At 64.0% G+C, this 21,137-nt stretch carries 24 protein-coding genes; 11 read left to right on the top strand and 13 right to left on the bottom strand.

Annotated features, from left to right (window positions below; genetic code table 11):
* Positions 1-3: 3 nt before the first annotated feature.
* The 3 genes from LXM55_RS20225 to trxB form a co-directional block, all read right to left on the bottom strand.
* Positions 4-711, bottom strand: coding sequence for an arginyltransferase (locus LXM55_RS20225; RefSeq protein ID WP_233322014.1), 708 nt, complete (start codon positions 709-711; stop codon positions 4-6).
* A 58-nt stretch (positions 712-769) separates the two neighbouring features.
* Positions 770-1,450, bottom strand: a complete 681-nt coding sequence (gene aat / locus LXM55_RS20220) for a leucyl/phenylalanyl-tRNA--protein transferase (RefSeq protein ID WP_233322013.1) — start codon at positions 1,448-1,450, stop codon at positions 770-772.
* Positions 1,451-1,522: 72 nt separating this feature from the next.
* Positions 1,523-2,473, bottom strand: a complete 951-nt coding sequence (gene trxB, locus LXM55_RS20215; RefSeq protein WP_233322012.1) for a thioredoxin-disulfide reductase — start codon at positions 2,471-2,473, stop codon at positions 1,523-1,525.
* A gap of 295 nt (positions 2,474-2,768) precedes the next feature.
* On the opposite strand from trxB, the gene LXM55_RS20210 reads away from it, so the two are divergent.
* The 6 genes from LXM55_RS20210 (at position 2,769) to cysG (ending at position 10,290) form a co-directional block, all read left to right on the top strand.
* Positions 2,769-5,177 carry a DNA translocase FtsK gene (locus tag LXM55_RS20210; RefSeq protein WP_233322011.1) on the top strand — a complete coding sequence of 803 codons (2,409 nt, stop codon included), beginning with the start codon at positions 2,769-2,771 and terminating at the stop codon, positions 5,175-5,177.
* A gap of 67 nt (positions 5,178-5,244) precedes the next feature.
* A complete protein-coding gene (gene lolA / locus LXM55_RS20205) occupies positions 5,245-5,868 on the top strand; it encodes an outer membrane lipoprotein chaperone LolA (RefSeq protein WP_011062167.1) in 624 nt (207 codons plus the stop codon).
* 33 nt (positions 5,869-5,901) lie between these two features.
* Entirely contained in the window at positions 5,902-7,227 is a 1,326-nt protein-coding gene (locus tag LXM55_RS20200; protein WP_233322010.1) for a replication-associated recombination protein A, read from the top strand.
* Entirely contained in the window at positions 7,224-7,598 is a 375-nt protein-coding gene (gene crcB, locus LXM55_RS20195; RefSeq protein WP_011062165.1) for a fluoride efflux transporter CrcB, read from the top strand. The genes LXM55_RS20200 and crcB overlap by 4 nt, the downstream gene beginning before the upstream one ends.
* A 16-nt stretch (positions 7,599-7,614) precedes the next feature.
* On the top strand, positions 7,615-8,895 hold the full coding sequence (gene serS / locus LXM55_RS20190) for a serine--tRNA ligase (protein ID WP_233322009.1): 1,281 nt from the start codon (positions 7,615-7,617) through the stop codon (positions 8,893-8,895).
* Positions 8,896-10,290 (top strand): siroheme synthase CysG, encoded by a 1,395-nt coding sequence (cysG, locus tag LXM55_RS20185; RefSeq protein ID WP_233322008.1) that lies wholly within the window; start codon positions 8,896-8,898, stop codon positions 10,288-10,290.
* Positions 10,291-10,360: 70 nt separating this feature from the next.
* Here the strand turns inward: cysG and LXM55_RS20180 are convergent, their stop codons facing one another.
* From LXM55_RS20180 to tusD, 6 genes are all read right to left on the bottom strand, one after another.
* Entirely contained in the window at positions 10,361-11,362 is a 1,002-nt protein-coding gene (locus LXM55_RS20180) for a glutathione S-transferase family protein (RefSeq protein WP_233322007.1), read from the bottom strand.
* An 88-nt stretch (positions 11,363-11,450) separates the two neighbouring features.
* A complete protein-coding gene (locus LXM55_RS20175; protein ID WP_233322006.1) occupies positions 11,451-12,452 on the bottom strand; it encodes a glycosyl transferase family protein in 1,002 nt (333 codons plus the stop codon).
* Entirely contained in the window at positions 12,449-12,784 is a 336-nt protein-coding gene (locus LXM55_RS20170) for a TusE/DsrC/DsvC family sulfur relay protein (RefSeq protein WP_233322005.1), read from the bottom strand. Before LXM55_RS20170 ends, LXM55_RS20175 begins: the two co-directional genes overlap by 4 nt.
* Entirely contained in the window at positions 12,781-13,077 is a 297-nt protein-coding gene (gene tusB, locus LXM55_RS20165; protein WP_233322004.1) for a sulfurtransferase complex subunit TusB, read from the bottom strand. The genes LXM55_RS20170 and tusB overlap by 4 nt, the downstream gene beginning before the upstream one ends.
* Positions 13,077-13,439 (bottom strand): sulfurtransferase complex subunit TusC, encoded by a 363-nt coding sequence (tusC, locus tag LXM55_RS20160; RefSeq protein ID WP_233322003.1) that lies wholly within the window; start codon positions 13,437-13,439, stop codon positions 13,077-13,079. Before tusC ends, tusB begins: the two co-directional genes overlap by 1 nt.
* Position 13,440: 1 nt before the next feature.
* Complete coding sequence (tusD, locus tag LXM55_RS20155) at positions 13,441-13,833, bottom strand: sulfurtransferase complex subunit TusD (protein ID WP_233322267.1); 393 nt, start codon at positions 13,831-13,833, stop codon at positions 13,441-13,443.
* 186 nt (positions 13,834-14,019) lie between these two features.
* Between tusD and LXM55_RS20150 the strand changes: the two genes are divergently transcribed.
* Entirely contained in the window at positions 14,020-14,769 is a 750-nt protein-coding gene (locus tag LXM55_RS20150) for an SDR family oxidoreductase (RefSeq protein ID WP_233322002.1), read from the top strand.
* Positions 14,770-14,781: 12 nt separating this feature from the next.
* Here LXM55_RS20150 and LXM55_RS20145 read toward each other — a convergent pair whose 3' ends face one another.
* From LXM55_RS20145 to LXM55_RS20130, 4 genes are all read right to left on the bottom strand, one after another.
* Positions 14,782-15,486 (bottom strand): YoaK family protein, encoded by a 705-nt coding sequence (locus tag LXM55_RS20145; RefSeq protein WP_233322001.1) that lies wholly within the window; start codon positions 15,484-15,486, stop codon positions 14,782-14,784.
* 48 nt (positions 15,487-15,534) lie between these two features.
* The gene (locus tag LXM55_RS20140; protein WP_233322000.1) at positions 15,535-15,864 is read right to left on the bottom strand and encodes a DUF6388 family protein; all 330 of its coding nucleotides are present in this window, start codon (positions 15,862-15,864) and stop codon (positions 15,535-15,537) included.
* A 60-nt stretch (positions 15,865-15,924) separates the two neighbouring features.
* Positions 15,925-16,380 (bottom strand): RDD family protein, encoded by a 456-nt coding sequence (locus tag LXM55_RS20135; RefSeq protein WP_233321999.1) that lies wholly within the window; start codon positions 16,378-16,380, stop codon positions 15,925-15,927.
* 71 nt (positions 16,381-16,451) lie between these two features.
* Complete coding sequence (locus LXM55_RS20130; protein ID WP_233321998.1) at positions 16,452-17,360, bottom strand: LysR family transcriptional regulator; 909 nt, start codon at positions 17,358-17,360, stop codon at positions 16,452-16,454.
* Positions 17,361-17,485: 125 nt separating this feature from the next.
* Here LXM55_RS20130 and LXM55_RS20125 point away from each other — a divergent pair, with 125 nt between their 5' ends.
* The 4 genes from LXM55_RS20125 (at position 17,486) to LXM55_RS20110 (ending at position 21,009) form a co-directional block, all read left to right on the top strand.
* Positions 17,486-18,634, top strand: coding sequence for a muconate cycloisomerase family protein (locus LXM55_RS20125; protein ID WP_180988469.1), 1,149 nt, complete (start codon positions 17,486-17,488; stop codon positions 18,632-18,634).
* 10 nt (positions 18,635-18,644) lie between these two features.
* Positions 18,645-18,935, top strand: coding sequence for a muconolactone Delta-isomerase (gene catC, locus LXM55_RS20120; protein WP_011062149.1), 291 nt, complete (start codon positions 18,645-18,647; stop codon positions 18,933-18,935).
* 51 nt (positions 18,936-18,986) lie between these two features.
* Positions 18,987-19,916, top strand: a complete 930-nt coding sequence (gene catA / locus LXM55_RS20115; protein WP_233321997.1) for a catechol 1,2-dioxygenase — start codon at positions 18,987-18,989, stop codon at positions 19,914-19,916.
* 136 nt (positions 19,917-20,052) lie between these two features.
* Positions 20,053-21,009, top strand: coding sequence for an AraC family transcriptional regulator (locus LXM55_RS20110; protein WP_233321996.1), 957 nt, complete (start codon positions 20,053-20,055; stop codon positions 21,007-21,009).
* Positions 21,010-21,137: the final 128 nt, after the last annotated feature.

Below are 21,137 nucleotides of genomic sequence, written 5' to 3'. Positions count from 1 at the left end.
CTTCTAGTTCAGGATCACCCATCTCTGATTAACCAGCAGCTCTATGGGGCGATATTGGGTCTTGTAGTTCATCTTTTTGCAGTTTTTGATCCAGTAGCCCAGGTACAGCGCGTCCAGTCCCAGGCGCAGGGTTTCGCCAATTTGCCAGAGGATCGCAAAGCGCCCCAGGCTGCGGCGTTCTTCGTCGGGCTCGTAGAAGGTGTAGACCGCTGACAGGCCATTGGGCAGCAGGTCGGTGACGGCCACTGCCAACAGGCGGCCGTCCAGGCGGAATTCGTAGAAGCGCGAGAAGGGCAGGTCGCGAACCAGGAAGGTCGAGAACTGATCGCGGCTGGGCGGGAACATATCGCCGTCGGCGTGGCGTTGTTCGATATAGCGTTGGTAGAGCTCGAAATATTCTTCGCTGAAGCAGGGCTTGGCGGCTGTTACGGTCAAGTCACTGTTGCGCTTGAGAATGCGCTTTTGCTGGCGATTGGGCAGGAACTGCGCGGCGGGAATGCGTGCCGGCACGCAAGCGTTGCAGTTCTGGCAGTGCGGCCGATACAGATGGTCACCGCTGCGGCGAAAGCCCATTTCCGACAGGTCGGCGTAGACATGCACGTCCATCGGCTGGCTGGGGTCGAGGAACAAGGTGGTCGCCTGTTCGTCGGGCAGGTAGCTGCAAGAGTGGGGTTGGGTGGCATAAAACTTCAGGCGCGCCAACTCGGTCATGAGTCAACCCTCGGAGTAAGCTTTGCAATTAAGTGTAAGCCACCACCGGCAAACCCGCCTAGGAAACCCATGTGGCGCGGCTCGGCAGGTCCAGGTGGTGTTTCAGGTAGCCCGCAAACTCTGGCCGGGAAATCGATCGGGCGCCGAGGCTTTGCAGGTGCTCAGTGGGCATCTGGCAGTCGATCAGCACGAATCCCCACGTCTTGAGGTGCTCCACCAGGGTCGCGAAGCCGACTTTCGAGGCATTGTCGGCGCGGCTGAACATTGATTCGCCAAAAAAAAGCTGCCCCATGGCCAGCCCATACAAGCCGCCGACCAGGCGGCCTTGGTCCCAGACTTCCACCGAATGGGCGTAGCCACGTTGATGCAGTTGCAGATAGGCGTGTTGCATCGCCTCGCTGATCCAGGTGCCGTCGGCGTAGGCCCGGGGGGCCGCGCAGGCGTTGATGACGGCGGCAAAGTCCTGGTCGAAGGTCACCTGATAGCGCTGCTTGCGCAGCAGTTTGCCCAGGCTGCGGGACACATGCAGTTCGTCCGGAAACAGCACCGTGCGCGGGTCCGGGGACCACCAGAGAATCGGCTGTCCCTCGGAAAACCAGGGAAAGCAGCCATGGCGATAAGCCTGGACCAGGCGCTCGGCGGACAAGTCTCCGCCTGCGGCCAGCAAGCCGTTGGGCACGCGCATGGCTTTTTCCAGGGGGGGGAAGTCGAGTGTGTTGCGTTGTAACCAGGTCAGCATGGCATCCAGACTTGCGGCAGGGGAGGGTGGTGGCGAGCCATGGCTGGCCCGCCACAAGCGTAGGGCGAGGGATTAGTTGTCGTCGAGGAATTTTTCCGCATCCAGGGCCGCCATGCAGCCGGCGCCGGCGGAAGTGATGGCTTGGCGGTAGACGTGATCGGCCACGTCGCCGGCGGCGAAGACTCCCGCGATGCCAGTGGCGGTGGCGTTGCCTTCGCTGCCGCCGCGGACCAGCAGATAGCCGTCGCGCATTTCCAATTGCCCCTGAAACAAATCGGTATTGGGCTTGTGGCCGATGGCGATAAATACTCCGGCCAGCGCCAGATCCTTGGTCTGTTCGCTGTGGCTGTCCTTGAGGCGGGCGCCGGTCACGCCGCTGGCATCCCCCAGCACTTCGTCCAGGTGCTGGTTCCAGTGCAGGCGGATGTTGCCGTTGGCCGCCTTGTCGAACAGCTTGTCCTGGAGGATTTTCTCCGCTCGCAGCTTGTCGCGGCGATGCACCAGGTGCACTTCTTTGGCGATATTCGACAGATACAGTGCTTCCTCCACAGCGGTGTTGCCGCCGCCGACCACCGCCACCACCTGGTTGCGGTAGAAAAAGCCGTCGCACGTGGCGCAGGCGGATACCCCCTTGCCGGCGAAGGCCTCCTCGGAGGGCAGGCCCAGGTACTGCGCCGATGCGCCGGTGGCGATGATCAGCGCATCACAGCTGTAGGTGCCGCTGTCGCCGATGAGGATAAACGGCCGCTGTTGCAACTGTGCGGTGTGGATGTGGTCATAGACGATCTCGGTGTCGAAGCGTTCGGCGTGTTTCTGCATGCGTTCCATCAGCACCGGGCCGGTCAGGCCTTCCACGTCACCGGGCCAGTTGTCGACTTCGGTGGTGGTGGTCAATTGACCGCCGGCTTGCAGGCCGGTGATGACCGTTGGTTTGAGGTTGGCTCGGGCGGCGTAAACGGCAGCGCTGTAACCGGCAGGGCCGGAGCCCAGAATGATCAGGCGTGAATGCTTCGCTTGGTTCATAAAAACACCTCATAAGCCTTTGTCACAAAAGAGAATGCATGCTCCAATTGAACAGCGTGTAACACGCAGTTGGCTATGCTGATCGGACGGTTCCGACGTGGCACGGCGTGAACAAACCCGTACAATACGACGCTGTACCGGGTTTATTCAGAATTGCACTGTTTCAGAAGCAAGGGGCAGAGTGTTAAAAGTAGCCCCAGTTACGCCGGTCAACTTTATTTACCTGCTCGGATTGAGCAGTATCTTGTAGTCAATCACCCGTTGGACGCGCCCTTGGCGCAGGAAAAGACGCGTTTTGAAGAAATCCACCGCAGCACCTAAACCTGTTGTTCCGCTCTGGCGTCAGCAATTGCACTACCGGCTCAAGGAAGGTGCGTTGATCGCCATTGGAGCCCTGTGCCTGTTCTTGATGATGGCACTTCTGACCTACGGGAAAGATGATCCGGGCTGGAGTCATAACAGCAAGATTGACGACGTGCAGAACTTCGGCGGTCCCGCCGGTTCCTACAGCGCCGATATCCTGTTTATGGTGTTGGGTTACTTCGCCTATATATTTCCGTTGTTGTTGGCGATCAAGACTTACCAGATCTTTCGTCAGCGCCATGAACCCTGGCAGTGGAGCGGCTGGCTGTTTTCCTGGCGGCTGATCGGCCTGGTGTTTCTGGTGCTGTCCGGCGCGGCGCTGGCGCATATCCACTTCCATGCCGCCACGGGCCTTCCGGCCGGTGCCGGTGGCGCCCTGGGCGAAAGCCTGGGCGACCTGGCCAAGAATGCCCTGAACGTGCAGGGCAGTACCCTGATGTTCATCGCCCTGTTCCTGTTTGGCCTGACGGTGTTCACCGACCTGTCCTGGTTCAAGGTCATGGACGTTACCGGCAAGATCACCCTCGACCTGTTCGAACTGTTCCAGGGCGCCGCCAACCGCTGGTGGGATGCGCGAGTGGAACGCAAGCAGCTGGTGGCGCAACTGCGTGAAGTGGATGCCCGGGTCGATGAAGTGGTCACCCCGAACGTTGCCGACAAACGCGAGCAGGCCAAGGTCAAGGAGCGCCTTATCGAGCGCGAGCAGGCCTTGAGCAAGCACATGTCCGAGCGCGAGAAACAGGTGCCGCCGGTCATCACCCCGGTGGTCACCAAGGCGCCGGAGCCGAGCAAGCGCGTGCAGAAAGAGAAGCAGGTGCCGCTGTTCGTCGACAGCGCGGTGGAAGGCACCTTGCCGCCGATCTCGATTCTTGACCCGGCAGAAAAGAAGCAGCTGAACTATTCCCCGGAATCCCTGGCCGCCGTCGGTCACCTGTTGGAAATCAAACTCAAGGAATTCGGCGTCGAGGTTGCGGTGGATTCGATCCACCCGGGCCCGGTGATTACCCGTTACGAAATCCAGCCAGCGGCGGGGGTGAAAGTCAGCCGTATCGCCAACCTGGCCAAGGACCTGGCTCGCTCCCTGGCGGTGACCAGCGTGCGCGTGGTGGAAGTGATTCCCGGCAAGACCACCGTGGGCATCGAGATTCCCAACGAAGACCGGCAGATCGTGCGCTTCTCCGAAGTGCTCTCGACCCCGGAATACGACAACTTCAAATCCCCGGTCACCCTGGCCCTGGGCCACGATATCGGCGGCAAGCCGATCATCACCGACCTGGCGAAAATGCCTCACCTGCTGGTGGCCGGTACTACCGGTTCCGGTAAGTCGGTGGGGGTCAACGCGATGATCCTGTCGATCCTGTTCAAGTCCGGCCCGGAAGACGCCAAGCTGATCATGATCGACCCGAAGATGCTCGAACTGTCGATCTACGAAGGCATCCCGCACCTGCTGTGCCCGGTGGTCACCGACATGAAGGACGCGGCCAACGCCCTGCGCTGGAGCGTGGCGGAGATGGAGCGGCGCTACAAGCTCATGGCCAAGATGGGCGTGCGCAACCTCTCGGGCTTCAACGCCAAGGTCAAGGAAGCCATCGACGCCGGCACACCGCTGGCCGATCCGCTGTACAACCGCGAAAGCATCCACGACGAAGCGCCGCTGCTGACCAAGTTGCCGACCATCGTCGTGGTGGTGGACGAATTCGCCGACATGATGATGATCGTCGGCAAGAAGGTCGAAGAACTGATCGCACGTATCGCCCAGAAGGCCCGGGCCGCCGGTATCCACCTGATCCTCGCGACCCAGCGGCCGTCGGTGGACGTGATCACCGGCCTGATCAAGGCCAACATCCCGACCCGCATGGCGTTCCAGGTGTCGAGCAAGATCGACTCGCGGACCATCATCGACCAGGGCGGCGCCGAACAACTGCTGGGTCACGGTGACATGCTCTACATGCCGCCGGGCACCAGCCTGCCGATCCGTGTCCACGGCGCCTTCGTCTCCGACGATGAAGTACACCGTGTGGTGGAGGCCTGGAAGCTGCGCGGCGCGCCGGAATACAACGACGACATCCTCAACGGTGTCGAAGAGGCGGGCAGTGGTTTCGAAGGCAGCAGCGGCGGTGGCGACGGTGATGATCCGGAAGCCGACGCGTTGTACGACGAAGCCGTGCAGTTCGTCCTGGAAAGCCGCCGGGCCTCGATCTCGGCGGTACAGCGCAAGCTGAAGATTGGCTACAACCGTGCCGCCCGGATGATCGAGGCCATGGAAATGGCCGGGGTGGTGACGGCGATGAACACCAACGGCTCCCGCGAAGTGCTGGCGCCGGGCCCGATGCGCGACTGATCCCGTTTCGTTTTCAGCGGCGTGATGCCACGCCGCTCGTATGCCCATCCAATTTATGAGGAATTCCATGCGCCTGATTCGCATGTTGCTGCTGCCGGTACTGGCTGTGACCACCCTGTCGGCTCACGCCGACCCCAAAGACGTGGCGCGCCTGACCCAGTTGCTGGAAAAATCCCAGACCCTGACCGCGCGTTTCTCCCAGCTGACCCTGGACGGCAGCGGCACCCAATTGCAGGAAACCGCTGGCGAGATGTCGCTGCAGCGTCCTGGCCTGTTCTACTGGCACACCGATGCGCCGCAAGAGCAACTGATGGTTTCCGATGGCCAGAAAGTCTCGCTGTGGGACCCGGACCTGGAGCAGGTGACCATCAAGAAGCTCGACCAGCGCCTGACCCAGACCCCAGCCCTGCTGCTGTCCGGTGACGTGTCGAAAATCAGCGAAAGCTTCGACATCACTTCCAAGGAAGCCGGTGGCGTGATGGACTTCACCCTCAAGCCGAAAACCCGCGACACCCTGTTCGACAGCCTGCGCCTGTCGTTTCGCAACGGGATGATCAACGACATGCAGTTGATCGACAGCGTCGGCCAGCGCACCAATATCCTGTTCACCGGGGTCAAGGCCAACGAAGCGATCCCGGCGTCCAAGTTCAAGTTCGACATCCCCAAGGGTGCCGATGTGATCCAAGAGTAAGCAGCCGCAGCCGCAAGGTTTCGAAGGTAGTCCATGGACCTGTTTCGTAGTGCCCCGATCGCCCAGCCACTGGCCGCACGCTTGCGTGCCACCAACCTGGACGAGTACGTCGGTCAGCAGCACCTGCTGGCCCGGGGCAAGCCGCTGCGCGAGGCCCTGGAGCAGGGCACCCTGCATTCGATGATCTTCTGGGGCCCGCCCGGGGTCGGCAAGACCACCCTGGCGCGGCTGTTGGCGGAAGTCTCGGACGCCCACTTCGAAACCGTCTCGGCGGTGCTGGCCGGGGTCAAGGAGATCCGCCAGGCGGTGGAAATCGCCAAGCAGCAGGCCGGGCAATACGGGCGGCGGACCATTCTGTTTGTCGATGAAGTGCATCGCTTCAACAAGTCCCAGCAGGATGCCTTCCTGCCCTACGTGGAAGACGGCACGCTGATCTTTATCGGTGCCACCACGGAAAACCCGTCCTTCGAGCTCAACAACGCCTTGCTCTCCCGAGCGCGGGTGTATGTGCTCAAGAGCCTGGATGAAGCGGCCCTCGGCAGCCTGGTACAGCGCGCCCTGACTGAAGAGCGGGGGCTGGGCAAGCGCCAGTTGAGCCTCAGCGACGAAGGCTTCCAGATGCTGCTGTCGGCGGCCGATGGCGATGGCCGGCGCATGCTCAACCTGCTGGAAAACGCCTCGGACCTGGCCGAAGACGGTGGCGAGATCGGCGTTGATCTGCTGCAAAGCCTGCTGGGCGATACCCGCCGGCGTTTCGACAAGGGTGGCGAAGCCTTCTACGACCAGATATCCGCGTTGCACAAATCGGTGCGCGGCTCCAACCCCGACGGCGCCCTGTACTGGTTTGCGCGCATGCTCGACGGCGGCTGCGACCCGCTGTACCTGGCCCGGCGCGTGGTGCGCATGGCCAGCGAGGACATCGGCAACGCCGACCCCCGGGCGCTGAGCCTGTGCCTGGCGGCCTGGGACGTGCAAGAGCGCCTGGGCAGCCCCGAGGGCGAGCTGGCGGTGGCGCAGGCCATCACCTACCTGGCTTGCGCGCCGAAGAGCAACGCCGTGTACATGGGCTTCAAGGCCGCCATGCGCGCCGCTGCCGAGCACGGTTCGCTGGAAGTGCCGATCCACCTGCGCAATGCCCCGACCAAGCTGATGAAGCAGTTGGGTTATGGCGACGAATACCGCTATGCCCATGACGAGCCGGATGCCTACGCCGCCGGCGAAGACTATTTCCCCGAAGAGCTGGAGCCTTTGCCGCTCTACCAGCCGGTGCCCCGTGGCCTGGAGCTGAAGATCGGCGAGAAGCTCAAGCACCTGGCTGCCCTGGACCGGGCCAGCCCCCTGCAGCGGAGAAAACCTTGATCCCCCTGATCCTTGCAGTCTCCGCTGGCGGCGTGGCTGGCACCCTGTTGCGCTTTGCCACCGGCAACTGGATCAACGCCAATTGGCCGCGGCACTTCTATACCGCGACGCTGGCCGTTAATATCGTGGGCTGCCTGCTGATCGGCGTGTTGTACGGGCTGTTCCTGGTCCGTCCGGAGGTGCCGATCGAAGTGCGTGCCGGATTGATAGTGGGCTTCCTCGGTGGCCTGACGACTTTTTCATCCTTTTCACTGGATACCGTGCGTCTGCTGGAAAGCGGACAAGTGGCGCTGGCCCTGGGCTACGCGGCACTGAGTGTATTCGGCGGGCTGCTTGCTACCTGGGCCGGCCTGTCCTTGACCAAACTTTGATAAACGAGAGAACGACATGCTCGATTCCAAACTGTTACGTAGCAACCTCCAGGACGTAGCGGATCGTCTGGCATCCCGTGGCTTTGCCCTGGATGTGGCACGCATCGAAGCGCTGGAAGAACAGCGCAAGACCGTGCAGACCCGCACCGAGCAACTGCAGGCTGAACGTAACGCGCGCTCCAAGTCCATCGGCCAGGCCAAGCAACGCGGCGAAGACATCGCCCCGCTGATGGCCGACGTTGAGCGCATGGGGAACGAGCTGAGCACTGGCAAGGTCGAGCTGGAAAACATCCAGAACGAACTGGATTCGATCCTGTTCGGCATTCCCAACCTGCCTCACGAATCGGTGCCAGTGGGCGAAGACGAAGACGGCAACGTCGAAGTGCGCCGCTGGGGCACCCCAACTGCCTTCGATTTCCCGATCAAGGACCACGTGGCCCTGGGCGAAACCCATGGCTGGCTGGACTTTGAAACCGCCGCCAAGCTGTCCGGCGCGCGCTTCGCCCTGCTGCGCGGCCCGATTGCCCGTCTGCACCGCGCCCTGGCGCAGTTCATGATCAACCTGCACACCGGCGAGCACGGCTACGAAGAGGCCTACACCCCGTACCTGGTGCAGGCCCCGGCCCTGGTGGGCACCAGCCAGTTGCCGAAATTCGAGGAAGACCTGTTCAAGATCACTCGCGAAGGCGAGGCCGATCTGTACCTGATCCCGACTGCCGAAGTGTCGCTGACCAACATCGTCGCGGGCGAGATTCTCGACGCCAAGCAACTGCCGCTGAAGTTCGTCGCTCACACGCCGTGCTTTCGCAGTGAAGCCGGTGCCTCGGGCCGCGACACCCGCGGCATGATCCGCCAGCACCAGTTCGACAAGGTCGAGATGGTCCAGGTGGTCGAGCCGTCGACTTCCATGCAAGCCCTGGAAGGCCTGACTGCCAACGCCGAGAAAGTCCTGCAACTGCTGCAACTGCCGTACCGCGTACTGGCCCTGTGCACCGGCGACATGGGCTTCAGCGCGGTCAAGACCTACGACCTGGAAGTCTGGGTACCGAGCCAGGACAAATACCGCGAGATTTCGTCGTGCTCCAACTGCGGCGACTTCCAGGCCCGGCGCATGCAGGCGCGTTTCCGCAACCCAGAAACCGGCAAGCCGGAGCTGGTGCACACCCTCAACGGTTCCGGCCTGGCCGTGGGCCGCACCCTGGTGGCGGTGCTGGAGAACTACCAGCAGGCCGACGGTTCGATCCGCGTGCCGGACGTGCTGAAGCCGTACATGGGTGGTCTTGAGGTCATCGGCTAAATGGAATATCTGCCGCTGTTTCACAACCTTCGCGGCAGTCGTGTGTTGGTGGTCGGTGGAGGGGAGATTGCCTTGCGCAAATCCCGTCTGCTGGCCGATGCCGGTGCGCAGCTGCGGGTGGTCGCACCTGAAATAGAAGCGCAATTGCAGGAGCTGATCGTCGCCAGCGGCGGTGAGTCCCTGCTGCGTGGGTATGTCGAGGCAGACCTCGACGGCTGCACCCTGATCATCGCCGCCACCGACGACGAATCCCTGAATGCCCAGGTCTCCGCCGATGCCCATCGGCGTTGCGTCCCGGTCAACGTGGTGGACGCGCCGGCCCTGTGCAGCGTGATCTTCCCCGCCATCGTCGACCGTTCACCGCTGGTCATCGCGGTTTCCAGCGGCGGCGATGCGCCGGTGCTGGCGCGGTTGATCCGGGCCAAGCTGGAAACCTGGATTCCTTCCACCTACGGCCAGTTGGCCGGGTTGGCGGCGCGTTTCCGGGCCCAGGTCAAAGGCCTGTTTCCGGATGTGCAGCAGCGCCGGGCGTTCTGGGAGGACGTGTTCCAGGGCCCTATCGCTGATCGTCAGTTGGCGGGGCAGGGGGCGGAAGCCGAACGTCTGTTGCAGGCCAAGATTGCCGGCAAGGCGCCCCATGCGCCGGGCGAGGTGTATCTGGTCGGCGCGGGCCCGGGTGATCCGGACCTGCTGACTTTCCGCGCCCTGCGCCTGATGCAGCAGGCCGACGTGGTGCTCTACGACCGTCTGGTGGCGCCGGCGATTCTCGAACTGTGCCGCCGCGACGCCGAACGCATCTACGTCGGCAAGCGTCGCGCCGATCACGCCGTGCCCCAGGAACAGATCAACCAGCAACTGGTGACCCTGGCCCAGCAAGGCAAGCGTGTGGTGCGGCTCAAGGGGGGCGATCCGTTCATCTTTGGCCGGGGCGGCGAAGAGATCGAAGAGCTGGCGGCCCACGGCATTCCGTTCCAGGTGGTGCCGGGGATTACCGCGGCCAGCGGTTGCTCGGCCTATGCCGGTATTCCCCTGACTCACCGCGACTACGCGCAATCGGTGCGTTTCGTCACCGGGCATCTCAAGGACGGCACCAGCAACCTGCCCTGGAGCGACCTGGTGGCGCCCGCCCAGACCCTGGTGTTCTACATGGGGCTGGTGGGCTTGCCGACCATCTGCGAGCAACTGATCAAGCACGGTCGCGGCGCCGACACTCCGGCAGCGCTGGTTCAGCAGGGCACCACCAGCAACCAGCGCGTCTTCACCGGTACCCTGGCCAACCTGCCGGCGCTGGTGGCGGAGCACGAAGTGCACGCGCCGACCCTGGTGATCGTTGGTGAAGTGGTCCAGCTGCGCGAGAAGCTGGCCTGGTTCGAAGGCGCCCAGTCCGAGGTCTGAATGCTTCGCCGGCAAGCCGGTTCCTACACACCCCACGGTTGTAGGAGCTGGCTTGCCAGCGAAAGCGTCCTCAATCCCTGCACCAAACCCCTAGTCCGCTCAACCGCTGCCGATCATGGCCGCGGTTGAAATCCTGCAACGGCCCCTTTGGCACGATCCCGGTCGGATTGATGGTGCGATGGCTGGCATAGTAGTGCCCCTTGATATGGGCAAAATCCACGGTCTCGGCAATTCCCGGCCACTGGTACAGCTCCCGCAGCCAGTTCGACAGGTTCGGGTAATCGGCCATCCGCCGCAGGTTGCACTTGAAGTGGCCGTGGTACACCGCATCGAAACGGATCAGCGTGGTGAACAGCCGCACATCGGCTTCGCTCAGGTACTCGCCGGCCAGGTAGCGCTGCTTGTCCAGCAGAGTCTCCAGTTCATCCAGTTCGGCGAACACATCATCGAACGCCGCCTCGTAGGCCTGTTGTGAAGTGGCAAACCCGGCGCGGTACACGCCATTGTTCAGCGCGGGGTAGATGCGTGCGTTGAGTTCATCGATGCGTGCGCGCAGTGGCTGCGGGTAGAAGTCCAGATCATTGCCGGTCAGGCCGTCGAAGGCGCTGTTGAACATGCGGATGATCTCCGCCGACTCGTTGCTGACGATGCGCTGTTGCTGCTTGTCCCACAGCACCGGCACGGTGACGCGGCCGGTGTAGTCGGCGCTGTCGGCGGTGTAGCGCTGGTGCATGAAGTCAAAGTGATCCAGCGCATCGCCGCTGGAGCCGTAGGCGCTGTCGAAGGTCCAGCCGTTCTCGCGCATCAGCCAGCTGACCACCGAGACGTCGATCAACTGCTCCAGGCCCTTGAGCTTGCGCAGGATCAGCGTGCGGTGGGCCCAGGGGCAGGCCAGGGAGACATACAGGTGGTAGCGCCCGGCCTCGGCGGCAAAGCCGCCTTCGCCGCTGGGGCCCGGGCGGCCATCGGCGGTGACCCAGTGACGGCGTTGCGCCTGCTCCCGTTGGAAGGCGCCGTCCTTGCCGCTTTCGTACCACTGGTCGTGCCAGCGCCCATCGATCAGCAAACCCATGGAGTGCTCCTCAGCTATTGTGCGTTGGAGTGCAGTCTATGCCGCTGGGTTCGAACAAAAAGCGCAAAGCGTGGGCGGTTTTGATCGATTAAATCGATCTGTCACGGGCCGCCCAATACTGTTCGGCCAGCGCGAACGCCTGTTCCCGAGGCGTGCCCAAACCGCGCAAGGCCAGGGCCATGGTCGCCAGCAGGGCCAGTTGTGGGTAGCTGTCTTGCACCTCGCCACGCCACAGCGCCTTGAGGTGCTCGGGGTCCAGGCTTGCCGGTTTCACATGGCGTTGCGCCGACAGCGCCGGCCATTCCTCGTCCCAACTGACGCCGCCGGTGCTGCCGTACAGATGGCTGGTGGTGTCCGGGTTGATCTCGATCTCGCCGCCATCGCCCTTGATCACGATCACGTTGTCCCCCAGCAGGCCGCTGGCATCGCGGTGCACCGCCTGGTAACCGGGGTGGAAGATGCTCTGCAGGCCGCAACGGGCGCCCAGGGGGTTGAGCAGGCGCGCCAGGGAGTGGATCGGCGAGCGCAGGCCGAGGATGTTGCGCAAATCGATCATGCGCTGCAATTGCGGCGCCCAGTCGCCCAGGGGCATGAAGGCCAGGTTGTCCTGGTCCAGCGCGCGGCCGACCGCCTGCCAGTCACGGCACAGGGGAATCCCCAGGGGCTCCAGCAACTGCTCGGTGTACAGGCGCCCGGCGGTGTGGGCGCCGCCACCGTGGAGCAGGATGCGCACGCCGTTCTGCGCCAGGCACTTGGCCGCCAGCAGGTACCAGGGCAGGTGGCGCTTCTTGCCGGCGTAGGTCGGCCAGTCGAGGTCCAGCGGGATCGCCGGGGCGTTCAGGCGCTGGCGCAAGGCCTCGGTGAAGCCCGCCAGTTCCTCCGGGCTTTCTTCCTTGTGCCGCAGCAGCATGAGGAAGGCGCCGAGCTGGGTGTCCTCGACCTTGTCGTCCAGCAGCATGCCCATGGCCTCCCGGGCTTCTTCCCGGGTCAGGTTGCGCGCGCCGCGCTTGCCCTTGCCGAGAATTCGCACGAACTGGGCGAAGGGATGCTCTTGCGGGGTCTGGGTGAGCAGGGGGGCGAAATCGTTCATAGGCAATTGGTCGGCTTCGGCAGGCCCGCCAGCTTGGCGGCAAGTTTGGCGGGAGTGCCCTTGAACAGTCGGTTCAGGTGCAGGCTGTTGCCCTTGTCCGGGCCCAGCTTGAGAGCGGTGTACTTGATCAGCGGGCGGGTGGCCGGGGACAGCTGGAACTCCTTGTAGAAGCCTTGCAGCAGTTCGAGGATTTCCCAGTGCTCCGCGCTGAGTTCAAGCGCTTCGTTGGCGGCCAGGGCCTGCGCCACCTCGGCGGACCAGTCGTCGAGGTTGACCAGGTAACCGTCCTTGTCCAGCTCAATGGCGCGGGCGCCCACAGTCAGGGTACTCATAGCCAGGTGTTGACCTTGTCATGCTGAATCGACAATTCGACGAAGCCCGGGTAGTCCACCGCGCGGGCCCACGCCGGCAGGGCCAGGCCGCGAGCGTTCAGGTCTTCTTCCAGCACATACAGATTCAGGCCGCTGCGGGCGCCCAGTTCGGCGTAAACGGCCGTGTTCGGCTGCAGGGCATAGGCGGCGTCACCGCACAGCAGCAGGCCGTCGGTGCTGCCCAGCAGGCGCAGGCAACTGCTCAGGCGGGTGTCGGTGAAGGGCGAGTGGGACAACACATGCAAGGTCGACATCAGAGGGTAATCACCTGGTCAAAACGGTCGATGATCCCGGCCAGCTCCGGGGCGTCCAGCAGCTGTACCGCGTCAAGGCCCAGGGCCGCCGGGTCGAGGCCGCGGGCCTTGACGCTGGCGCTGCAGGCGAACAGCTCGTCGACGCCGAACAGCGACAGTGCCTGCAGGTTGGCGCTCAGGTCTTTCTGGCGCAGCAGCGAAGCCTGTTGCCCGCGCGCCAGTTGCAGCACGCCATCGTCGAGAAACAGCAGGCCGATGGGCAGGTCGAAGGCGCCGCCGGCCAGGACGATGTCCAGGGCCTCCCGGGCCCCGGGGCCGGACCACGGCGCCTGACGGCTGATCAGCAACAGGGATTTGGCCATTTCACGCCCCTCCAAAACAGATCAGGCGGTCGGCGGCCTGCACCGCGTCATGCAACTGGCCGAGCCCCGACAGTTCCCAGGGCGCCTCGACGTTCACCGCCGCGCGCTGATAGCGCTGGGCTTCGTCGGCGTTCAGCATGCCCCGGCGCAGGGCCGCAGCGATGCACACCACGCCATCGAGCTGATGCTGGCCGACAAATTCGCGCCATTCCCGGGGCAGGTCCTGTTCGTCCTGGGGCGTGACGACGCTGTTGGCAGCGTTGTACACGCCGTCCTGATAGAAAAACAGCCGGACAATCTCGTGCCCGCCCGCCAGCGCCGCCTGGGCGAACAGCAGGGCGCGGCGCGAGGAAGGCGCGTGAGCGGCAGAGAACAGGGCGATGGCGAACTTCATGACGGACTCGATGGATAAAACTGCGGCCATGATAAAGCTTTCTCCGTGGATCGGCTAAACCCCTTTCGCCCCGAAGGCTCTGGCTCGGCAAGCCCAGGACATATCGGGTAAAGCTTTGCCTGGCCCCAAACCCTGGGACGAGGGATAGACTCGCGCCTTCAATCAACCTGGGACAAGGAGCAAGGGATGATGGATCTGAATTCGGCGGTCGTAGTGGTCACGGGGGCGGGAAGGGGATTGGGCGCAGCGCTGGCCATCAGCCTGGCGGACCTGGGTTGCAAGTTGATTCTCTGTGGGCGCAACCCCGAGGCCCTGGTTCGAGTCAGCGCCGCCATCGAGGCGCGCACCGGCAGCCCCGCTGATCACGTAGTGGTGGACCTGGCCAACAGCGACAGCGTCAAGGCCGCTCTGGCGGAAATCCACGTGCGCCATCCCCAGGTGGATATCCTGATCAACAACGGCGCCATGTGGCTGGAAGCCAGTGAACAGCCCCACAGCGCCGCCGAGGTCACAGGCGTGATCGATGCGGCCCTGACTGGCACTTTCCTGCTGACCCAGGGCCTGCTGCCGATGCTCAAGACTTCCAAGCGCCCGGACATCGTCACCATCGGCTCCATCAGCGGTTTGCCCAATGCACCGCTGCACAGCGTGTCGCTGCCGTTCTATGCGGCCAAGCACGGGCAACTGGCCCTGGCCGACGGCCTGCGGCAAATGCTCAAGGGCACGCCGGTGCGTTCGCTCTGCGTGCATCCGCCGTACCTGGAAGACATCTCGCCGCTGGACGAGGCCTGGCAGCAGGTCCCGGCACGGCAGAAGGGCGAGCAGGGCACCAACCGCGATGTGGTGGAAGCGCTGGTCTTCGCCCTGACCCGGCCGCGGCACATCAGCCTGTCGTCGATCGTCATCGATACCGACAGCGGCGGTCTGTTCGACTGATGGCGGCGCAAGTCAGCGGGTCTTGTAGCCCAGTTGCCAGCGGCGCGGAATCTTCAATGACGCGATGCCCAGCAAGGCGGCAAACAACCCGCTGACATACAGCGCCTTGAGCCCCAGGTGCTGTTCCAGCAGGGCCCCCAGCACCGCTCCGGCGAACATCCCGCTCCACGGCACCAGTTGCACCCGCCAGCCGTTGCGCCGTTCGCCGAGCACCCAGCGCCCCAGCCCGCGGCCAAAGCGCGACAGGGCCCCGGTGACGTAGGTCAGGCCGATGGGCAGGCCGTTCACTTCTTCCACCGCGGCGTTGAGCATGCCCATGGCGATGATCGCCGCCACCAGGGCCGGCAATTGCTGCTCGAAGGGCCAGGCGGCGGAGGCGCAGAGCAACGCGCCAATGCTCAGCAGCAAGGGCAGGGCACGGTGCCCGGCTAGGCGGCTGACCACCACGCCCAGGGCGTTACCGACGACAAATGTCGCCACCAGAAGCAGCAGGCGCAGCACCAGGCCCAGCTCGCCATCGCTGATGGCCACCGCCATGCGCGTGGTGTTGCCGCTCATGAAAGACACGAAATCGCCGGTGGCCATGAAGCCGATGGCGTCGGTCATCCCGGCCAGTACGGACAGGCAGGCCACCAGCCCGAGGCCGACCCGCCCGCGCCATTTCTGCGTGTGCTGCAGGGCGGCGCTGGCCGATTGCGTGGAAGTCGAAGGCAACATCGTCGGTTCTCCTGAACAGGGACTGCGGGGGACGCGTGCGAGTCAAGGCTAGGGGGCGAGATGATGCAGGGCGCAATAGTCATCCCACGGCATGCCAGCCATTTCCGCCACCTCCTTGTGCACCTCAAGGCGCTGGGCGTGGAAGTCCTCCGGGCTGGCGGCAGTCAGTTGCAGGCTCAACTCCCAGGCGAACAGCCCCAGGCGCTCGGCTTCGGCCTCGAAGGCTTCATGCAGGCGCTCGGCGCGGTACTGCGCCGGGGTTTCGCCCCGGGCCCGGGCTTCCAGAGGGTTGAGGTGGTCCAGCTGTTCACGCAGCTCGGGGCGCTGTTCGAGGAACGTGCCCAGGGCCTGTTCATGCGGGTGTTGATCGATGGCCATGAAGGCTCCCGGAAAAGCGCCATGCCAAGGCGCGAGATTGAATGGATGACTGGTAGAGGCTCAAGGCAGGTCTGGCTGAGCGGCCATCAAGCCACGTAGCCGCGCCAGGTCCTTGTGCGGGATGACATAGGTGCGCGCCAGCCGGTCGCCGATGCGCTGGCCGCGGCTCGATTCGCAGCAGATCAGCAGGGTCACCGGGCTGATGGCGGCTTCAAAGGGGCGGGTGGCCGAGCGGATCAGCACCTGCAACAGCGAGGGTGGCTGGCCGATGCCATTGATCACTTGCAGGCCGCACAGGGCTTTGCCGACGGTGTAGCCACGCAACAGGTATTCGCCGAGGGGAAAATACAGGCACCAGGTCACCAACAGGCTCCAGCTGGAAAATAGCATCAGCTCCGGGTATTGGAGCTTCTCGGCCAATCGGCACAGGACAAACCACAGCAGCAGTATCAGCATGCTGTCGGCCAGGTAAGCCAGAATGCGCCGGATGATCAGCCCGGCTCTCGATACTTCCATGCACTGCCCCAAAGACTACGCCCTGTATTGAACGGCATATTGTAAGGCCTAACGCCTCGGCCGTTTGGCTTTCAGTTGATGGAAGGTTCTTCGCGACCGATTTCGGCCCGTAGCTGGGCGATCAGGTGCAGGCAGTGGGTAAGGCCCGGTGACGGCTCGCCGACCCGGCGGCTGAGGATGATCGGCGAGGTGGCCGCGGTTTCCAGCAAGGGGCAAAAACCGATGTCGTCGCGGTGCAGCACCTGCACCGAGGCCGGCACCAGGGTGACGCCGATGCCGGCGCCCACCAGGCCGATGGCGGTCTGCAATTCGTTGGTCCACTGGGCGATCTTCAGGTTCAGGCCGCGGGCGTTGAACAGTGCGATCACGTGGTCGGCGTAGCTCGGGCGCGGGTTGGCCGGATAGAGCACGAAGGGCTCGTTGGCCAGTTGCTCAAGCGTCAGTGCCTGCCCCAGCAAGGGGTGGCCGGCGGGCAGGGCGACCACCAGCCGGTCCTCGGTCAGCACCCTTTGCACGATGGCCGGGTCGTCGATGTGAATCCGCCCGAAGCCGATATCGATGCGCCCGGCCTTCAAGGCTTCCACCTGTTGCAGGGTGGTCATTTCCGACAGCCCCAGTTCCAGCTCCAGGGTTTCGTTGCTGCGCAGGCGGCGGATCAGTTGCGGCAGCACGCCGTACAGGGTCGAAGGGGCAAAGCCGATGCCCAGCCAGGTCTTGTGCCCCAGGCCGATGCGCCGGGTGTTGTCGCAGACCTTGCCCAACTGCTCCAGCACCCGGTTGGAGTGCTCATAGAAAAACCGCCCGGCGGCGGTCAGGCGCAGCGGCCGGCCACGCTCCAGCAACAGCACCCCCAACTCGTCTTCCAGTTGCTGGATCTGCCGGCTCAAGGGCGGCTGGGCGATGTGCAGGCGCTCGGCGGCACGGGTGAAATTGAGGGTTTCCCCCAGCACCTGGAAATAGCGCAGATGACGCAGTTCCATGACAGCTCCCCAGTGGTGATGTGCATACCTTAAAGGTATCAAGCCAGACCAATTCTATATTGGAACCCCGGAAAAAGCCGGGACAGAATCGAGCGCAGAACTTCAAGAACCTGACGGGTATGGACATGCACGCTTCTGCCATTGAATCGATCGAAACGATCATCGTCGATCTGCCGACCATTCGCCCCCACAAGCTGGCCATGCACACCATGCAGAACCAGACCCTGGTGCTGATCCGCCTGCGCTGCGCCGACGGCATCGAAGGCCTGGGCGAATCCACCACCATCGGCGGCCTGGCCTATGGCAACGAAAGCCCGGACAGCATCAAGACCAACATCGACCGCTTCTTCACCCCGCTACTGATCGGTCAGGACGCCAGCAACATCAACGCCGCCATGCTGCGCCTGGAGCAGAGCATCCGCGGCAACACCTTCGCCAAGTCCGGGATCGAAAGCGCCTTGCTCGACGCCCAGGGCAAGCGCCTTGGGCTGCCGGTCAGCGAGCTGCTGGGCGGCCGCGTGCGCGATGCGCTGCCCGTGGCCTGGACCCTGGCCAGCGGCGACACCGCCAAGGACATCGCCGAAGCCGAGAAAATGCTCGACCTGCGCCGCCACCGGATCTTTAAACTGAAGATCGGTGCCGGTGAAGTGGACCGCGACCTGGCCCACGTGATCGCCATCAAGAAGGCCCTGGGCGACCGCGCCAGCGTGCGCGTCGACGTCAACCAGGCCTGGGACGAAGCCGTGGCCCTGCGCGCCTGCCGCATCCTCGGCGGCAATGGCATCGACCTGATCGAACAACCGATTTCGCGCAACAACCGCGCCGGCATGGTGCGCCTGAATGCCAGCAGCCCGGCGCCGATCATGGCCGACGAATCCATCGAATGCGTGGAAGACGCCTTCAACCTGGCCCGGGAAGGCGCGGCCTCGGTGTTCGCCCTGAAGATCGCCAAGAACGGCGGGCCCCGCGCCACCTTGCGCACTGCGGCAATCGCCGAAGCGGCGGGCATCGGCCTGTACGGCGGCACCATGCTCGAAGGCGGCATCGGCACCCTGGCCTCGGCCCACGCCTTCCTGACCCTGAACAAACTGAGCTGGGACACCGAGCTGTTCGGCCCGCTGCTGCTGACCGAGGACATCCTCGCCGAGGCGCCGGTGTACCGGGATTTCCACCTGCATGTCTCACGGGCGCCGGGCCTCGGCCTGAGCCTGGACGAAGAGCGCCTGGCGTTCTTCCGTCGCGACAAAACCACCCCCGTGCTGCATCACACCTGAGGAGGGCTGCATGCTATTCCACGTGAAAATGACCGTGAACCTGCCGGTCGACATGAACCCCGAGCGCGCCGCGCAACTGAAGGCCGATGAAAAGGCCCTGGCCCAGCGCCTGCAGGCCGAAGGCAAGTGGCGCCACCTGTGGCGCATTGCCGGGCTGTACGCCAACTACAGCGTGTTTGACGTCGACAGCGTGCAGGAACTGCACGACACCCTGATGCAATTACCGCTGTACCCGTACATGGCCATCGAAGTTGACGCCATGTGCAGGCATCCTTCGTCCATTCATGAGGATGACCGCTGAGTTAGCTCCAGCCCGTTCACCACTCTAATAAATACAAGATGAGGATTAATCATGAACGTCAGAATTTCCCACACTGCCAGTGCCCAGCAGTTTCTTGAAGAAGCCAGCGGCCAGTTCACCGAAGGCGGCAACCCCCGGGCGAAGGCCATCATCTACCGCATCCTGCGTGACTCGGTGAACATCATCGAAGACCTGCAGGTGACCCCGGAAGAGTTCTGGAAAGCGGTCAACTACCTCAACGTCCTGGGCGCTCGCCAGGAAGCCGGGCTGCTGGCCGCGGGCCTGGGCCTGGAGCATTACCTGGATCTGCTGATGGACGCCGCCGACGAACAGGTGGGCAAGACCGGCGGCACCCCGCGCACCATCGAAGGCCCGCTGTACGTGGCCGGCGCGCCGCTGAGCCAGGGTGAAGCGCGCCTGGACGACGGTCTCGATCCGGGCGTGGTGCTGTTCATGCGCGGCCAGGTCCGCAACACCGCCGGCGAGCCCCTGGCCGGCGCCATCGTCGATGTCTGGCACGCCAACACCGGCGGCACCTATTCCTACTTCGACGGCAGCCAGTCGGAATTCAACCTGCGCCGGCGCATCGTCACCGACGCCGAGGGCCGCTATCGCTTTCGCAGCATCGTGCCGTCCGGCTACGGCTGCCCGCCGGACGGCCCGACCCAGCAACTGCTGGACCAACTGGGCCGCCATGGCCAGCGCCCGGCGCACATCCACTTCTTCATCTCGGCCGATGACCATCGTCACCTGACTACCCAGATCAACCTGGATGGCGACCAGTACCTGCACGATGACTTCGCCTACGCCACTCGCGACGAGCTGATTGCCCAGATCACCTTCAGCGAAGACCAGGCCCGGGCCAAGGCCCTGGGGGTCAGCGGGCGCTTTGCCGAGATCGAGTTTGACTTCACCCTGCAGTCTTCGGCCCAGCCGGAAGAACAGCAGCGCCACGAGCGGGTCCGCGCCCTGGAAGACTGAAGCGCCGACCCTGCTTGACCCGGCCACGGAGCACCGACCCAGGTGCCCGTGGCTTTTGCCGTTATGCCTGGCCTGACGAGACTGCGTTGCGTGCCTGAAACGCAGACCTGATAAGAACCATCAGAGTGACCCGATCATGCAAATGCATCTGTTGAGTGAGCGCAGTAGCGTGTTTGTTCAAGCCGATCCCTATGCCGTATCCGGTTACGTCAACCAGCACGTGGGCAGCCACTGCATCCGCCTGCCGCGTGCCGGCCACCCGCAGGCCAGCCTGCAGCACCGTGCCCTGGCCAGCCTGGACCTGTGCAGCATCAGCTACGGCGGCAGCGTGCGCGTCACCTCGCCGGCGCTGGAAAGCATCTACCACCTGCAAGTGCTGCTGCGTGGCCACTGCCTGTGGCGCGGCCCGGGCCAGGAACACTACTTCGCCCCGGGGGAGCTGCTGCTGATCAACCCCGACGACCCGGTGGACCTGACCTATTCCGACGACTGCGAAAAATTCATCATCAAGATTCCCACCCACCTGCTGGAAGCCGCCTGCCAGGAACAGCGCTGGCAGTACCCGGGGCAGGGCGTGCGCTTTCTGCGCCAGCGCTACCAACTGCAGGAGCTGGAAGGTTTCATCCCCTTGCTGAGCCTGCTGTGCCAGGAAGCCGAAGCCCTGGAAAGCATGCCCAAGGTCCAGGAGCACTACGCGCACATCCTGGTGGGCAAACTGCTGGGGCTGATGCAGACCAACGTGCAGCGCGGAGCCCTGGGCGCCTCGGCGGCGACCTTCGAACGCATTGCCGACTACATCGAACGCAACCTCCAGCACGACATCGGCTGCGAAGAACTGGCGCAGCAGGCGCGCATGAGCCTGCGTTCGCTGTATGCGCTGTTCGAACGCAACGCCCGCACCTCGCCGAAGAGTTACATCCGCCAGAAGAAACTGCAGCGGGTGCACGCCTGCCTCAGCGACCCGCACAGCCCGGTGCGCAACGTCACCGAACTGGCCCTGGACTTCGGCTTCCTGCACCTGGGCCGCTTCGCCCAGAGCTACCGCCAGCAATACGGCGAACTGCCCTCCGACACCCTCAAGCGCCGGCACTGACCGGCTCGCCCCGCTATGGGCATCCGTTCCGACCTGTGCCTAGCGATCACCCGGCAGACCTTCGGCGTCCTCGGGATCCCTGCGTCTCCTGCGGAGCCGTTCGCAGCCTGCGGCAGCGGCTACACCCC

It is taken from the genome of Pseudomonas sp. Au-Pse12, assembly GCF_021341665.1.
Classification (GTDB): Bacteria; Pseudomonadota; Gammaproteobacteria; order Pseudomonadales; family Pseudomonadaceae; genus Aquipseudomonas.
The sequence above is the reverse complement of the archived record's forward strand: the minus strand, read 5'-3'. Positions and strand labels throughout refer to the sequence as shown.